This window comes from Lysinibacillus sp. AR18-8 (genome assembly GCF_001705465.1).
GTDB lineage: Bacteria > Bacillota > Bacilli > Bacillales_A > Planococcaceae > Lysinibacillus > Lysinibacillus capsici.
Genome location: NZ_MDGU01000014.1, coordinates 136,152 through 152,814, shown reverse-complemented (window position 1 = coordinate 152,814; position 16,663 = coordinate 136,152). Strand labels below are relative to the sequence as shown.

General features: G+C 38.3%; 12 protein-coding genes. 8 read left to right on the top strand and 4 right to left on the bottom strand.

What is annotated here, in order from left to right; genetic code table 11:
- Positions 1-80 precede the first annotated feature (80 nt).
- The 4 genes from BFM98_RS12755 to BFM98_RS12740 all read left to right on the top strand — a co-directional run bounded on the left by BFM98_RS12755 (position 81) and on the right by BFM98_RS12740 (position 6,022).
- On the top strand, positions 81-3,230 hold the full coding sequence (locus BFM98_RS12755; RefSeq protein WP_066037568.1) for a DNA translocase FtsK: 3,150 nt from the start codon (positions 81-83) through the stop codon (positions 3,228-3,230).
- Positions 3,231-3,459: 229 nt separating this feature from the next.
- Positions 3,460-4,773, top strand: a complete 1,314-nt coding sequence (murC, locus tag BFM98_RS12750; protein ID WP_004226102.1) for a UDP-N-acetylmuramate--L-alanine ligase — start codon at positions 3,460-3,462, stop codon at positions 4,771-4,773.
- Between the two features lie 109 nt (positions 4,774-4,882).
- Positions 4,883-5,386, top strand: a complete 504-nt coding sequence (locus tag BFM98_RS12745) for a DUF948 domain-containing protein (protein ID WP_048393503.1) — start codon at positions 4,883-4,885, stop codon at positions 5,384-5,386.
- A 135-nt stretch (positions 5,387-5,521) separates the two neighbouring features.
- On the top strand, positions 5,522-6,022 hold the full coding sequence (locus BFM98_RS12740; RefSeq protein WP_004226105.1) for a YtxH domain-containing protein: 501 nt from the start codon (positions 5,522-5,524) through the stop codon (positions 6,020-6,022).
- 53 nt (positions 6,023-6,075) lie between these two features.
- Here the strand turns inward: BFM98_RS12740 and pilM are convergent, their stop codons facing one another.
- Entirely contained in the window at positions 6,076-8,229 is a 2,154-nt protein-coding gene (gene pilM, locus BFM98_RS12735; RefSeq protein WP_066037567.1) for a pilus assembly protein PilM, read from the bottom strand.
- Between the two features lie 173 nt (positions 8,230-8,402).
- Here pilM and BFM98_RS12730 point away from each other — a divergent pair, with 173 nt between their 5' ends.
- Together BFM98_RS12730 and ccpA are read left to right on the top strand one after the other, a co-directional pair.
- Positions 8,403-9,488, top strand: coding sequence for a bifunctional 3-deoxy-7-phosphoheptulonate synthase/chorismate mutase (locus tag BFM98_RS12730; RefSeq protein WP_004226108.1), 1,086 nt, complete (start codon positions 8,403-8,405; stop codon positions 9,486-9,488).
- 174 nt (positions 9,489-9,662) lie between these two features.
- Positions 9,663-10,667 carry a catabolite control protein A gene (ccpA, locus tag BFM98_RS12725; RefSeq protein ID WP_048393506.1) on the top strand — a complete coding sequence of 335 codons (1,005 nt, stop codon included), beginning with the start codon at positions 9,663-9,665 and terminating at the stop codon, positions 10,665-10,667.
- Positions 10,668-10,845: 178 nt separating this feature from the next.
- Here ccpA and BFM98_RS12720 read toward each other — a convergent pair whose 3' ends face one another.
- The 3 genes from BFM98_RS12720 to BFM98_RS12710 are packed head-to-tail and all read right to left on the bottom strand — an operon-like array spanning position 10,846 to position 13,310.
- On the bottom strand, positions 10,846-12,006 hold the full coding sequence (locus BFM98_RS12720; RefSeq protein WP_048393507.1) for an acetoin utilization protein AcuC: 1,161 nt from the start codon (positions 12,004-12,006) through the stop codon (positions 10,846-10,848).
- Positions 12,006-12,653 carry an acetoin utilization AcuB family protein gene (locus BFM98_RS12715; protein WP_048393508.1) on the bottom strand — a complete coding sequence of 216 codons (648 nt, stop codon included), beginning with the start codon at positions 12,651-12,653 and terminating at the stop codon, positions 12,006-12,008. The genes BFM98_RS12720 and BFM98_RS12715 overlap by 1 nt, the downstream gene beginning before the upstream one ends.
- Positions 12,654-12,677: 24 nt before the next feature.
- Positions 12,678-13,310 (bottom strand): GNAT family N-acetyltransferase, encoded by a 633-nt coding sequence (locus BFM98_RS12710; protein ID WP_036078398.1) that lies wholly within the window; start codon positions 13,308-13,310, stop codon positions 12,678-12,680.
- A gap of 321 nt (positions 13,311-13,631) precedes the next feature.
- Here BFM98_RS12710 and acsA point away from each other — a divergent pair, with 321 nt between their 5' ends.
- Both acsA and argC read left to right on the top strand, forming a co-directional pair.
- A complete protein-coding gene (gene acsA, locus BFM98_RS12705; RefSeq protein ID WP_483306197.1) occupies positions 13,632-15,359 on the top strand; it encodes an acetate--CoA ligase in 1,728 nt (575 codons plus the stop codon).
- Positions 15,360-15,596: 237 nt separating this feature from the next.
- Entirely contained in the window at positions 15,597-16,631 is a 1,035-nt protein-coding gene (gene argC, locus BFM98_RS12700; RefSeq protein WP_066037566.1) for an N-acetyl-gamma-glutamyl-phosphate reductase, read from the top strand.
- Positions 16,632-16,663 lie beyond the last annotated feature (32 nt).

Genomic DNA, 16,663 nt, shown 5'->3' with positions numbered 1-16,663 from the left:
TGATGTAGACATTGAGCTATTGATAAATTTAAAACTAGACAATGCTATAAATGAAGTGTAAGAGAAATGAGTGAAACGAAGTGAACTGGTTTAAAAAACAAATTAGTAAATTTATTAATAAAGAAGATGAAGACTATGAGTATGAAGAATATTATGAGGATTATGGAGAAGTTCAGTCGGAGCAATTACATACACAAAAAGAACCACCAATCGCTAAGCAAAAGACTTTCCGTTTCCCTTTGATTGACGATGATGAAGGTGAAGCATCCTATACGCACTCAAAAGAAATGTTTGATCAAATGGAAGATGATGATTATGGACAAATTGGGGATTTATCGTTACCAAAACATTTAAATCATCATATTGTCGATTCTAGTGTTTATGATGTTGAGGTTTCAGGAATTCGAGATTTACTAGCAAATCGCTCTAAACGTACAGGTAGAAAAACAATGATGAAAAGTCAGCCTTCAGAACAAGAATTTCGTTCAAGAGCAAGCTTAGTGTTTCGAGATGCACAAAATGAAACAGCTACTATAAGTCCTATGACTGCACCTGCACCAAAAGAAAAGAGTCAGCGAAAAGAACAAAAAGTTGAAAATATTATGCCTGAGAATCGCAAACGATTTGTTCCAACAGATGTGCCTTCACCTGTCTATGGTTTTGCAAAACCAAGTCCCATCAAAGATTTATTAGATAAAAGAAAAGAGGAATATGAGAAGCAAGAAACCGATGTACAGGCAGTTGAAAGGGTTACTGTTGCAAAGCCTTTAAAAGAAGCGACAACAAATGAGGTCAATGAAAATATACTAGAAGAAAAAGAGCCGGCTAGCACAAACCAAACGGTTTTAACGGAACACCATGAGATTATTCAATCGAAAGAACTTTCGACAGTAAGTGAACCAATTATTTTTGAGGAAGAACTGTTGGTTGAAGAGAACGATGATAAGGAAAATTTGTCATCAAATGTAGCTGTGCCTCAAACGACTTCTTTTGCTATGGATTTTGAAGGGCAAGAGAAGGAAGCTGTTGTTCAAGATCAAACAGTTCAACAACTTTCAGCAGATCAATCGGAAATCCATGTCAAAGAAATGATTGTGGAACAAGTACAAATAGAAAATTCTACGATCCATATTGGAGAAGTTACTGTCGTTCAACCGTCCATGGATGACCAATCTCCTGATACTGCATCGAGGGAAGAAAAAAGTCGAATTCCATTTAATGTACTAATGTTAAAAACAGATAAAGAAAAATGGAGAATCCAACAGCAATTGAAGATGGCTCAGCAGCCTATACGTGTAGAGAGCATGCCACAAACAGAGAAAAACAAACTAGTGGATGTGATGCCAGAAAAATCATCGTCCTTAGACAGCATGACAACAAATGAAATGTCCGTTTCACCACCAGAAGATGACAACGATTTCCATATGTCAGAGACTGTTCAATTGCAAGTAGATGGTCCAGTGCAACTTGAGGTAAAAGATGAAGTAGAAAGTGTCCCTACAAAAAGTAGTGCTGAAGAGCCTATTGCTGTAATTACAATGGCTCCTGTTACATCAATGTCAAGTATCTCAACAAATGAAAGAATAGAAATTGAAAAAGCAGCTGCTGATGAAATTTCTGCAACTATTGAGCCAGAGCTTGAGTTAGAACCAGAACTTGAACTATCTTCAGAACGGGACCAAGTGTCAGAACCAGAACTAGCTATCGAACCTGAAGTAGTTTCAGAAATTGTAGAGTATGCTCCGGTAGAATCTGTTGAGAATCAAGTAGCACCACAAGAAGTAGAAGTAGAAGCTGAGATACCAGCAAAGCCTGTACACGTCTATCAAAAGCCAACGGATGAATATCTAGAGCCACCAGAGGAAAAAACACAGGATACGGATTGGATGGAGCAACAGGGCGACACATTAGTCGAAGCACTATCTTATTTCCAAGTTTCTGCTCAAATTGAATCGATTATGCAAGGTCCTGCTGTTACTCAATTTGAAATAACGGTGAGCCATGGTACAAAGGTGAGTAAAATTCGAAACTTAGCAGATGATTTAAAACTTGCCCTAGCAGCAAAAGATATTCGTATTCAAGCACCAATTCCTGGGAAAAGTTCGATCGGTATTGAGATCCCAAATCGAGTATCACGAGCTGTTCGCTTATCTGAGGTAACAAATAGTGCCTCCTTCGTTGAGTCAGATTCACCATTAGAGGCAGCATTAGGACTTGATTTGACTGGAAAACCTGTTACGTTAGATTTACGTAAAATGCCACATGGCTTAATCGCTGGTGCAACGGGTTCGGGTAAATCCGTTTGTATTAATTCTATTTTGGTTAGTTTATTATATAAAGCTGCACCACACGAGCTAAAACTTATGCTGATCGACCCTAAAATGGTAGAGCTGGCGCCATTTAATCATATTCCGCATTTAGTTAGTCCTGTCATTACAGATGTAAAGGCGGCAACGGCTGCACTAAAATGGGCAGTTGAGGAAATGGAGCGTCGCTATCAACTATTCGCTCATGCAGGTGCACGTGATATTACACGTTTTAATGCCATAGCTGATAAAAATAATGAACATAGCCTGAAGTTGCCTTACATTTTAATTGTCATTGATGAGTTAGCAGATTTAATGATGATGTCTCCAGCAGATGTAGAGGAGGCCATTTGCCGTATTGCTCAAAAGGCACGTGCATGTGGTATTCATTTAATTGTTGCAACGCAAAGACCTTCAGTGGATGTTATTACAGGGTTAATCAAATCAAATATCCCTACACGTATTGCCTTTGCAGTTTCCTCTCAAATTGATTCTCGTACCATTTTAGATGGGCAAGGAGCTGAAAGGTTACTTGGTCGAGGGGATATGCTATATTTAGGTAATGGTATGTCAGCGCCCGTGCGTTTACAGGGAACTTTTGTTACAGATGATGAAATTGAATCGATTATTGAGCATGTTCGTGAACAGGGTGAGCCTGATTATATTTTCGATCAAGAGGAATTATTAAAGAAAACAGAGGTGTCCGCAGAACAGGACGATTTATTTGAAGATGTTTGTCGATTTGTCTATGAGCAAGGTGGCGCTTCTACCTCATTGATTCAACGAAAGTATCATATTGGCTATAATCGTGCTGCTCGTTTAATTGACATGTTAGAATCACATGGTTTTGTTTCGGAAGCAAGAGGAAGTAAGCCACGTGAAAGTTACATTACAGAAGAAGATTTAATTACTATGTTTGAATAAGAATTGCATTGTTTTCGTCTAGATTATCTAATTTACGTCGAATTTAGTTTTTTTAGAAAAGTTACACATCTATCCTTATGCATAAAAAGTGCTATAATAGACAAGATGTGTTGAATAGTACGTATTTTTTAACACTTGTGAAGGTATTAATACCTAACCATTCGTGAAATAATACGATACACCTAATAGATGATAGATGGGATATTGAAATTCCCGGGGGGTTTAATTAATGACAGTTTTTCATTTCACAGGCATTAAAGGTTCTGGCATGAGTTCGCTTGCACAAATCTTATTTGATGCTGGTGAACAAGTACAGGGCTCAGATGTCGATAAATATTTCTTCACGGAGCAACCGTTACGTGAACGTAATATTCCAATTTTTACATTTAATGCAGATAATATTAAAGAAGGTATGACAGTGATCGCAGGTAATGCATTTTCTGATGATCACCCTGAATTAGTACGTGCTCGAGAAATAGGTGTAGAAGTCATTCGTTACCATAAATTTTTAGGTGAATATATTGGCAACTATACATCTATTGCCATCACAGGTGCACATGGTAAAACATCTACGACTGGTTTAATGGCACATGTGGTAGGTGGCTATAAACCGACATCTTATTTAATTGGTGATGGTACTGGGGCAGGTCATGAAAATGCTGATTTCTTTGTAATGGAGGCGTGTGAATACCGCCGTCACTTTTTAGCATATAATCCTGATTATGCTGTGATGACGAACATCGATTTTGATCATCCAGATTACTTCGCTAATATAGAGGACGTATATTCTGCATTTCAATCATTAGCATTACAAGTGAAAAAAGCAATTATAGCATGTGGTGATGATGAACAGCTTCAACGTATTCAAGCAAAAGTACCAGTTGTGTATTATGGATTTGGTGCTGAAAATGACTTTGAAGCTCGTAATGTTGAAAAAACAACTGAGGGTACAAAATTTGATGTTTTTGTACGTAATGAATTTTATAGCACTTTCTTTATCCCATTATTTGGGGATCATGCTGTTTTAAATACATTGGCCGTTATTACGCTATGTGAATATGAAGGCATTTCTCCAGATATTATTCAGGAGCGTTTACACACGTATAAAGGTGTAAAAAGACGTTTTACTGAGACGGATATAGGGGATAATGTTTTAATAGATGACTATGCACACCATCCAACGGAAATTCGCGCGACAATTCAATCAGCACGACAAAAATTTCCTGAACGTGAGCTAGTTGCGATTTTCCAACCACATACATTTACACGTACACAAGCTTTTTTACAAGATTTTGCGGATAGTTTGAGCCTTGCAGATACAGCCTATTTATGTGATATATTTGGCTCTGCGAGAGAAACGCAAGGCGCGCTTTCTATTCATGATTTAGCGTCACTTATTGAAGGCAGTGCAGTGATTACCACTGAAGGAATTGATATATTAACAAAACATAATGGCGCAGTATTTTTATTTATGGGCGCTGGTGATGTTCACAAGTTCCAAGATGCTTTTGAAGACGTGCTTAAAAACAATGAAACAGCTTAGTCCGTAGGGGTTAAGCTGTTTTTTCTCAAATTTAAGCAGGAATTCCGTTTTTTTTGTCGAAGATAGGGAAAGTAATAGTAAAGACAATTTACTAGCAGGAGGTCAACTTATGGAAGTGATTTTGTATATTGCAGCCATTATTGCTGCAATCGGTTTTTTAATTTTATGTGTGAGCGTGGGCATGACATTATTCTCGCTTAAATCCATCCTAAACAGCTTAGCAGGGACATTATCTGGGATTGAAGGCCAAATGGAAGGCATTACACGCGAAACAACTTCTTTATTATCAAAAACAAATAGCTTAGCAGAGGATATTCAACATAAATCTGAACAATTAAATTCAGTTGTTCAAGCTGTTAAAGGTATTGGTGACTCCGTTAATGGTTTAAATAATTCTGTTCAGCAGATTACTACTTCTGTCTCTAAAAGCGTAGAACAAAATGAAGAAAAAATTGCACAAGTTGTACAATGGAGTAATGTTGCGATGGGTATTGCTGATAAATGGAAAAAGCGAAAAATCATCGAGCAGGAAACGGTATCACCTGATGCCTATGCATTTGAAACTGTGCAAGTAGAAGAAACACCAAAAAGAAAATGGGGTCGTAAAAAATGATAATTATTCAGTGAGTATTCTATGCTGGCTGAATAAAAATAAAGTCTTAGACATATAAGTTGAAGATGCATCTGTGAAAATAGATGGACAACCAGTCTAGACAAATTTGATAATTAGATGGGGAGGAATTGTTGCATGACAACTCAAAAGCCAAATTTTAACGAAGTAAAGGAACAGCAGCTTGAAAGTTCTTTGCCTCAGCTTTATCATCCGCAAGACTCGATTTATGAAGAGGAGCGTGTAAACATGAAAGATTTTGTGATTGGCGCATTAGTTGGTGGAATCGTAGGGGCTGCTGCAGGTCTACTGTTAGCTCCAAAATCAGGAAAAGATTTACGCAGTGATGTGGCTGTACAAGCTGTTCAGCTAAAAGATAAGAGTGCAGACTTCTCGACAACTGCAAAAGATAAAACAGTTCAACTTTCTAAACAAATTCAAGAGCAATCTACACAATTAGTAGAGAAAGTAAAAACACTAAAAACAGCAAAAGCACCAACTGTTTTTGATGATGGTACGGTTTCCTTTGAAGGGGAAGAACCATTAGAGGATTATATTCCAAGTGAGGAACCAAAAGCCGAAGAAACGACAGAAAAAGCAGATCAAAAAGAAGAAACAAATGAAGAAGTTCGTGCATAATGCATAATATAAAGGGATACGTTACAAGATAAAGTTGTAACGTATCCCTTTTTTTAAATGATAGGTGTAGCTTCTAATATTATTTCTAATTGATCACCACCAAATATCTCTGTATCAAAGCTCGCTGGCTGACCATTTCTTAAAATCGTAAAATTCCCCTTAAAGGCACTTGGCAGCTGCCAATTAGAGAATCGGAAAACATCTTGATAAATCCAACGACTACGATCCTTTTCTTTAAATACTAAAGTCGCTCCATTGGGTACAGTGGATTGTGGTGACACAACCATTTTATTAACAATCGCTTCATTTGCAGTCTTCTTTAGTTCCAAAACTTCCTGTTGGAAATGAATAATGATTTTATCCTCTAGCAAAAGATTCATTTGGTCTGCGATATGCTGTACTGTTGGTAGAGATGGTTGTTGGAAGCTTATCACATCTCCATTTTGTACAGCATAGCTCAATTTGGCTACTTTTCCATTAATCATTAGCTGAGAAGAGAACTCTGGTAAATATAAAGGTTGTCCATCTACTTGAATCGTATAGGACTCAAATTGCTTTAACAAATGCCAATTATTAGTGATTTTGAATACATCCTCAATTGTTTCGGCAATATCAAAAACGACGATATCACGATCATTTAAAACGGTATCGAGTGATGCAGAAGAGTTATTGACAGAAATTTTGGGCTCAATCACATATTTGGTGTTTTGGATTGTCACAGTCTTTATTGCTGCATCATCTATAAGATCTCTTACTGTAGCCGTCGCCTGTTGCCCATCTTGGCCTTCTATTAACTGAATGGCATCTCCAGTTTTAATCAGGCTTTTTGTTGATGCCTGTTGCCCGTTTACCAATATTTCAGCAGGCTGACCATGTCCACCTGGTATAAATATGTCCTGTCCGTTGACACTGATAGATAGTCCATGTCCTGGTTTTCCATATAATTGCTTTGCACGAATATTTGCAGCTAGAAAGGCATCTGCAACAGTCATTTCTTTTAGTTCAAAAAGGCGTACCACTTGGTTATTGACTGTTAAACTCATATATTGAATCGGCATTTTTTTAGCAGCAATGGCAATACCAATAGGTGTGACTAATTCAGGTGAGGCTTTTATATGATCTTCTTTTGTTAAGTTTTGAATAGCATCAATGCCTCGAACAGCAATACGATTAGCTGGTAAATCTAGAACTTGACCTAGTTCTGTAGTAAGGTTGGGTGTTAAACTACCGCCACCAACCAGCATAACGGCTTTGGGTGCTACTCGATTATTGAGTCGTAGAATTTCTTCTCCGATAGACTTCGCCAACTGTTTCACTGCAGGCTCAATTGCTAAAAAAACCTCTTCCTTTGGATAGAACTGATCAAAGCCTAGAATATCTTGAATCAATATCTCTTCAGAGGTTTGTAGCTGACGTTTAGCCTGTTCAGCTACAGGGAAGTCTAGCAAATAGTGGTCGCTTAAAGCTTCAGTTATTTCATCGCCAGCTGTAGGGACCATGCCGTAAGCTACAACTGTACTTTTATCCGTAATGGCAATATCTGATGTACCTGCCCCTATATCAACAAGTGCCACATTTAGGCGACGCATCGTTGGAGGAATCAGCACATTAATGGCAGCAATCGGTTCTAACGTCAATGCTTCCATCTCTAAATCAGCTCGTTTAAGAGCGGCAATCAATGATTCCACAACTACACGAGGTAGAAACGTTGCTATCACTTCGATTTGGGCTTCATCCCCTTGTTGATCCAACAAGCTTCCGATCTCCTCGCCATCCAAGCGATAATACAGGACTGAGTAACCTACACAATAATAGTGGCTAATTTTTGTATCCTCTTTTTGTTGCAAGAGTTGCTGCTGTGCTTGTTGAACAGCCTGAAGTTCCAAGCGACTAATATCTTCTTCAGTAAAAATTGGTCGATTACGAATATTGATGGTCACACTAGCTTGTTCAGTTTTCAAAGATCGACCTGCTGCAGCGACACTTACCTTTGTGAGAGGCCCATGTTTCTCTTCAAGTTCACGTTTTATTTCATTAATTAATTCTGCCACATACATGACATTATGTATTTGTCCATCTACCATGGCACGTTCTTTATGCTCTTTTACTAAAATATCTTCCACATGAAAATGATCATTTTCTTCTTGGAGAATAATCCCGACCACTGAGCGAGTGCCAATATCAAGTGCGAATAGTTTAGAACTCAATGTAATCGCTTCCTTTCGCGTCATACTCGAAAATAATTTAGCGAGTTGAAGCGCTAAATTAAAAATGCGTGACATTCTGAACAACATTGATTATAATAATGCTATTATCTAAAAATGTAACATACATTTCAGAGTTCTGAAAGTGTCTGTCATGAGGAGAGGAGCAAGAAAGCATGAGCCAAAAAGATTTAGAAAGCTTACGTAGTCAAATAGACGGTTTAAACTTAGAAATTCTTCGTCTAATTAATGAACGTGCAGCTGTAGTTGATGAAATCGGTAAAATTAAAGAAAAACAAGGTGTGAATCGCTATGATCCGCTGCGTGAAAGACACATGCTTGATCTTATTAAAGAACACAATCAAGGTCCATTAAACCAAATGACGGTTGATTATATATTTAAGCAAATCTTTAAAACAGCTTTAAAACAACTTGAAGCTGATAAAAAGAAAGAGTTGCTTGTATCTCGTAAGAAGAAGTCAGAAGATACAATTATTAATATCAATGGTGAATTAATTGGGCAAGGAAAACCATCTTTCGTATTCGGTCCTTGTGCGGTTGAGTCTTATGAGCAAGTAGCAGCAGTTGCTGCTTCTATTAAAGCAAAAGGCGAAAAGTTAATTCGTGGTGGTGCTTATAAGCCACGTACTTCTCCTTATGACTTCCAAGGTCTTGGATTAGAAGGTCTGAAAATCTTAAAACGTGTGTCCGAGGAATATGGTTTAGGTGTTATTACAGAAATCGTGACACCAGGTCATTTAGAGGAAGCATTGGATTATATTGATGTCATCCAAATTGGTGCACGTAATATGCAGAACTTTGAATTATTAAAAGCAGCAGGTGCAACAAATAAACCTGTCTTATTAAAACGAGGTTTAGCTGCAACAATTGATGAATTCATTCATGCTGCAGAATACATTATGTCTAAAGGAAATGAAAACATTATCCTTTGTGAACGTGGTATTCGTACTTATGAAAAAGCAACTCGTAATACATTAGATATTTCAGCCGTACCAGTTTTAAAACAAGAAACGCATTTGCCAGTATTCGTAGATGTTACACATTCAACAGGGCGTCGTGATTTATTATTACCTTGTGCAAAAGCAGCTATTGCAATTGGTGCTGATGGCGTCATGGCAGAGGTGCATCCAGATCCATCTGTGGCATTGTCTGACTCACAACAACAAATGGACATCCCAACATTTGACGCATTCTATGAAACGCTACAAAAATTCATGAAAAACCATGAAATTCATGCTTAATTGTTAACAGCGAACACCGCTTGCTTACTTCGGCAGGCGGTGTTTATTATATCGTGACAAAATAATGTCTAGAATAGGACTATTAGTACTTGGTTTTTACGTAGTTCTTCTTGAAAATAATATGAAAATTATCGTATGATAAGGCTATAATAGGAAAAAAGGGAGGCACGTACGATGACTGTTACAATTTATGATGTTGCAAGAGAAGCAAATGTTTCCATGGCAACGGTCTCTCGTGTAGTCAATGGTAATCAAAACGTAAAACCAGCAACACGAAAAAAAGTACTAGAAGTAATTGAACGATTAGAATACCGTCCAAACGCAGTAGCGCGAGGTTTAGCAAGTAAGAAAACAACAACAGTTGGCGTGATTATCCCAGATATTGCAAACAATGTTTATGCGGAGCTGGCTCGTGGTGTAGAGGATATTGCCACAATGTATCGTTACAATATTATTTTAGCCAACTCAGATCAACATGAAGATAAAGAGTTACAGCTACTGGATACAATGCTTGGAAAACAGGTTGATGGTATTGTCATGATGAGTGATGAGGTTACAGAAAAGATGCAGCAAACGATGGATCATTCGCCAGTACCAATTGTACTTGCAGGCTCTGTGGATGAATCCCAAACAATTGCAACTGTGAATATCGATTATTTCCAGGCGGCTTATGAAGCTATTTCATTACTTATTCAAAATGGCCATACACGGATTGGTTTTGTAACTGGCCCACTTTCGTATACAATTAACGGAAAATTCAAGCTAGCAGCCTATAAGAAAGCATTGCAGGATGCTGGTTTACCAATAGATGAAGCATTAATTGCTGCAGAAGAGTCCAGCTATGATATGGGCTTAGAGGCTTGGGAGATTTTATCTGCTCTTGAACAGCCACCAACAGCTTATTTTGCAGGAAGTGATGAATTGGCCATCGGTTTAATTCATGGCGCACAAGATGCGGGCAAAAATGTTCCAGAAGATATTGAAGTTATCAGCTTTGAGAACTCAAAGTTAGCACGAATGGTTCGCCCACAGTTAACAAGTGTCGCGCTACCGCTTTACGATATTGGAGCTGTTGCAATGCGCCTGCTGACAAAATTAATGAGCAAGGAAACTGTCGAGGACGAAGCGGTTATTTTACCACACCGTATTGAGCATCGACAATCTGTCAAAAGTAAATAATGATACTAACACGTAAATCGCTTATGAAGGATTTGCGTGTTTTTATTTGCTGGATGGAACGTCAAAAATAGAGGATAGCGTTTCAAAAGTGAGGGATAGAACAAAAGAATTGATGGATATACCACCAAAAGCATTCATCTAATTTAAAAAGCCCCACGAATATCGTGAGGCCAAGAAATTAATCCCGTCTTTCATTCCGAATAATATGTAGCGATTTGGCTAACATTTGAGCATTCTTTTCCTCTATTTCCGCTTTACGAGGAATTGGCTCATATAAAGGAATCGGATCCTCCCATGTTGGAATAAAAGGAACAGGTGCTTCTGGTTGCCAGCGATCCAGCCATGCTTGAGGGAGTGGCCCCATTGGTAACGCTTGGTCAGTCATTTCCAACCATAACATGGACCAGGCACGGGGCACCACTCGCCAAATATCGTAGCCACCGCCCCCCACTGCAATCCATCGACCATCACAATACTCATGTGCTAATTGATGAGCTAGCTTAGGAATTTCGCGATAAATATTCATTGTTCCATGTAAATGTGTTAATGGATCAAAATAATGTGCATCTGCCCCATTTTGTGTTAATACAACATCTGGCTTGAAAAATTCAAAAATCTCTCGCATTGACTGTTCATAGATCTCTAGGAAACTTTCATCCTCAGTAAACGCATCCATTGGAAAATTAAAGGAGGTTCCATAGCCTTGCCCATTGCCGCGCTCAGTAATATTTCCGGTTCCAGGGAATAGATAACGACCAGTTTCATGTATGGACAGTGTACAAACATTAGGATCCTCATAAAAGCTCCATTGGACACCATCCCCATGATGAGCATCTGTATCTACATAAAGTACACGAGCGTTGTACTTTTCCTGCAAGTAACGAATAGCCACTGTGCTATCATTGTAAATACAAAAACCTGATGCACGACCACGGAAACCATGATGGAGTCCTCCTCCAAGGTTAAGGGCGTGTTCGGCTTTTCCTTCCATTACATAATCAACAGCGGTTAAAGTTCCACCAACTAGCTGTGCACTTGCTTCATGCATATTTTCAAAAATAGGGGTATCTTCAGTGCCAATCCCATAGCTTTCACATTGTGCTTCTGATAATTCACCATGTCCTGCTTTTTTTACAATATCTATATATTTTGAATCATGTGCAAGCAATAGCTCTTCTTCCGTTGCAACACGTGCTGGTACAATATCTACATCATCGAGTGCATTAATATTTTTTAGTAGATCCATAGTTAGCGTCAAGCGTTTATGATTGAAAGGATGTGTATCTGAAAATTTATATCCGAGTTGTTCTGGCGAGTATACGAATACGGCCTTTTTCATTATAGCGAAACACCCGGTAAATTTGGCCATAGGACATCAAAGCCCTCTTTGCGTAGATCTTCAATCATTGCTAAAGGATTTAGTGTTTTTACTCGGACGCTTAAAATTTTGTTTTGTGTATTTTCAGAGTCAGGATAAACTAAGACGCTTTGGACATTGGCATGATGTTGATGAAATATTTTTGTAATTTCAAATAAAACTCCCGGGGTATCGGATACCCGAATCTCGATTTTTGACCCAGGCTCTGTAGCACCAGTCAGCTCTATATATGTATAGAGTAAATCTGTTGTCGTAACAATGCCTACCAATTTTCCACCAGAGACAATAGGTAAACAGCCTATTTTTGATTCGTAAAACGTAAGTGCCACCTCTTCAACAAAATCTAATGGATGACCTATAAGGGGGTCTTTCACCATAATATCCTCTACTTTTGCATTAAAAATAGGAGAGTTTGGTTCATCCTGCAAAGATGAGGGCAAGACCTCTTTAATATCTCGTTCAGTAATTACACCTAAAACGTGGTGTTCATCATCTACAACTGGTAAATGACGAACTTTCTTTTCACGCATTAACTTTAGTGCCTCCTGCACTGTATTGGTAGGAGCTAATGTATAAGGCTTATCATTCATAATTTCTTCTACAATCATATATGCATCCCCTTTGTATTAGTTTTAATACATGAAACGATTTCTAAAACGAAGTCTATCAAATCTTTCCATTGTCTCAGGAGGCACCCGTTTTCCTTCGCGCGCCATCAGGCAATTGGCTGGATGTGATGTAATTTCAGGATCATCTGTTGCAAAATATTCGAAACCAGCAGAGCTCATCATTTTCTCCATCATTTTGCGGTAATCCCAAACATTTAAACCAGTTCCCTTTAAATCCCAATGCCAATAGTACTCGGTAGTAATCACAAGATAATCTTCCATTTCATCCCCCATAAATGAAACGGCTAGTAGTGCCTTCCCAGCACCAGTACCACGGTAGTCTGGAATGACTTCAATGGCACCTAATTCAATCATGTCATCGATACGATCTTCTGCCCATCGTTCAAGTGGATCAGGGTAAAGATAGGTAACATAGCCTACAATAATATCTTCGTTTCGAATAATAATAATACGGCCTTCGGGTAGTCCAGCAATTTCTATAATGGCCTGCTGTTGCTGTTTTGGAGGTCTGAAGGCAACCAAGCCTTCATGGAATGAATATGTAGCTAATTTTTCTGGAGGCACAGGTCCTTCCACATACACAGTACCATGCTTTGTTTCCTTTGTGACAGAAAAAAAAGTTTTTTTATGTTCCATAATTACACCACCTGAGTTTAATAATTCCATTATAGCTGATTTCTTGCGTAAAAACGCTTATTTTTGCAAAATATACCTGTATTTTTGGAAAAATAAAAATATTGAGACAATCTATCTGAATTCGTGTAAAATAAGATTATATTGCTTCTGTTATTTAACAGATAAAAGTAGTGCTATTAGGGATTCGAACATTAATACTATGGATAACTGTTATATAACAATTGCTACATATCAATTTTGCTTTTGGAAAATTCTCTGAATTTCAACAGGGGGGATTGTTGAAATTTAGTCAAAAACAAAAGCAAAGAAAGGGGTATTTTCATGGGGATGAAAATGAAGGAGAAGTTAATGGCTTTACCTGGTCAACACCTTTTAACGAATTATGAAGAAGTGGCAGAATCTCATAATTGGGCAGATACGGAAAAGGCATTTAGTTGGAGCGAAACAGGTTTAGTGAATATGGCATATGAGGCTATTGATCGCCATACAGAAACACATCGCAAAAATAAGGTGGCATTGTATTTTAATGATGGTAAACGGAAAGAGGCATATTCATTTAATGAAATGAAAAGGTTAACAAACAAAGCAGCAAATGTTTTTAAAGCGACTACTAATCTGCAGAAAGGTGATCGTTTATTTATTTTTATGCCTCGTTCACCTGAGCTTTATTTTTCATTATTAGGTGCGTTGAAAATGGGGGTTATTGTTGGACCATTGTTTGAAGCTTTTATGGAAGGTGCTGTGTATGATCGACTTGCTGATAGTGAGGCGAAAGTATTAGTCACGACACCTGCTTTACTTGAACGTGTACCTTTAGCTAAATTACCTAAATTGGAGCATATCTTTTTAGTAGGGGAGGGCGTTGAGGAAACAGCTCAAATACTAGACTTTACTAAACATTTAAAAGAAGCTTCAGCTCATTTTGATATAGAGTGGGTAGACAGAGAAGATGGGATGATTCTTCACTATACCTCTGGATCAACAGGTGCTCCAAAGGGTGTATTGCATGTCCATAATGCTATGATTCAGCAATATCAATCGACACAATGGGTACTTGATTTACGTGAAGATGATATTTATTGGTGTACAGCTGATCCTGGATGGGTTACAGGAACAGCCTATGGCATTTTTGGTCCGTGGTTAAACGGTATAACAATGCTAATCGTCGGAGGAAGATTTTCACCACAAGCATGGTATCAGGCTATTGAAGATTATAGTGTGACAGTGTGGTATAGTGCACCAACAGCGTTCCGAATGCTGATGGGTGCAGGTAGTGGCTTGCTTGAAAGCTATGATCTAACATCTTTACGCCATGTGCTGTCTGTTGGTGAGCCTTTGAATCCAGAAGTTATTCGCTGGGGAGTAGAGGAACTAGGTCATCGTATACATGATACATGGTGGATGACAGAGACGGGAGCGCATATGATTTGTAATTATCCATCGATGGATATTAAGCCAGGTTCAATGGGGAAACCTCTTCCTGGTATTCATGCGACGATTGTAGATGATGCAGGCAATGAGGTTCCACCATTTACAATGGGGAATCTAGCTATTCGTCGTGGTTGGCCTGCCATGATGCGCCAAATTTGGGGCAATCCAGAGCGCTATGAATCTTATTTCCTAAAGGGAGAATGGTACGTGTCTGGAGATTCAGCCTATATGGATGATGAAGGTTACTTCTGGTTCCAGGGGCGTGTGGATGATGTCATTATGACGGCTGGTGAACGTGTAGGACCTTTTGAAGTAGAAAGTAAGCTACTTGAGCATCCAGATGTAATTGAAGCGGGTGTTATCGGGAAACCAGATCCGGTGCGAGGTGAGATCATTAAAGCCTTTGTATCCTTACGAGAAGGGGTAGAACCTTCTGATGCATTAATTGAAGATATACGTGATTTTGTTAAAAAAGGTTTATCTGCACATGCAGCACCACGTGAAATAGAATTTAAAGATAAATTGCCAAAAACACGTAGTGGTAAAATTATGCGTCGCGTTTTGAAAGCTTGGGAATTAAATTTACCGACTGGTGATTTATCAACCATGGAAGATTAATTAATTATCTAAAACATCAATTGATATTTATACAACATGTGCATAAAAAGAAGGTAAGGATTCATTCGATGGGCGAAAGGATTCTTGCCTTCTTTTTTCTGGATTTACAATAGTATAGAGGTGAGAGTAGGTGAAATATTATCTATTTCAAAAAAACAATGAATTAAATAAAAATTCAGTTGACTTAATAAATATGCAGACGTATACTATTTTTAACTTATTTCAGAGGTGAGTGCAGTGAAAGTAGGTATTGTTGGAGCAACTGGATATGGCGGTCTAGAACTTATTCGATTTTTACATAATCATCCAGCTGTGGAACGAATTGATTTATTTACTTCTTCGGAAGAGGGTGTCCAATTTTCTTCTAAATTTGGCCATCTTGTTAGGATAGCTGATACACCGTTACAAAAGATTGCGTATGACACTTTAGAAAAATTCGATGTTATTTTTACGAGTACACCATCTGGGGTGACAAGTGAGCTATTACCGCCTTTGGTTGGGAAAGGACCAAAGCTAATCGATTTATCTGGTGATTTTCGGTTAAAAGATCTAGCAAGCTATGAAACCTGGTATGGCAAAAAAGCTGCACCGTTCCATAGTGTTCAACAAAGTGTATATGGTTTAACAGAATGGAATGAAGAGCTTATACGTCAAGCAACACTTGTTGCTAATCCGGGTTGCTACCCAACAGCAGTTTTATTATCCTTACTACCACTTGTAAAAGAACGTTTAATTGATCCTAGTTTTCTAGTTATTGATGCAAAGAGTGGTATTTCAGGAGCAGGCAATAAGCCCTCACAAACTACCCATTTTAGTGAGACAAATGAGAATTTTTCAATCTATAAAGTAAATACACATCAACATATTCCCGAAATTGAACAGGCACTTTCCATGTTTGCTCAAGCAGATACAAAGGTTACTTTTAATACGCATCTGGTTCCAATGACCAGGGGAATTTTGGCGACATCCTATGCACCAGTAATGCAGGGAATTACAGAGTCGAAATTGTTCACTTGCTTACAGGCAACCTATGAGAATCATCCATTTGTTCGAATCGTTACGGATGCATCTAGTTTAGGGACAAATCGTGTCAAGGGATCAAATTATTGTGACATTCTAGTGAAAGTAGATTCCCGTACAAATCGCGCCACAATTGTTAGTGTAATTGATAACCTTGTCAAAGGAGCAGCAGGGCAAGCTATCCAAAATATGAATGTGCAATTTGACTTACCACAAACGACAGGGCTAGATGTTGTACCGTTCTTTATTTAACAGCATGCAGGCAACTGTATGCTTCTCTTATT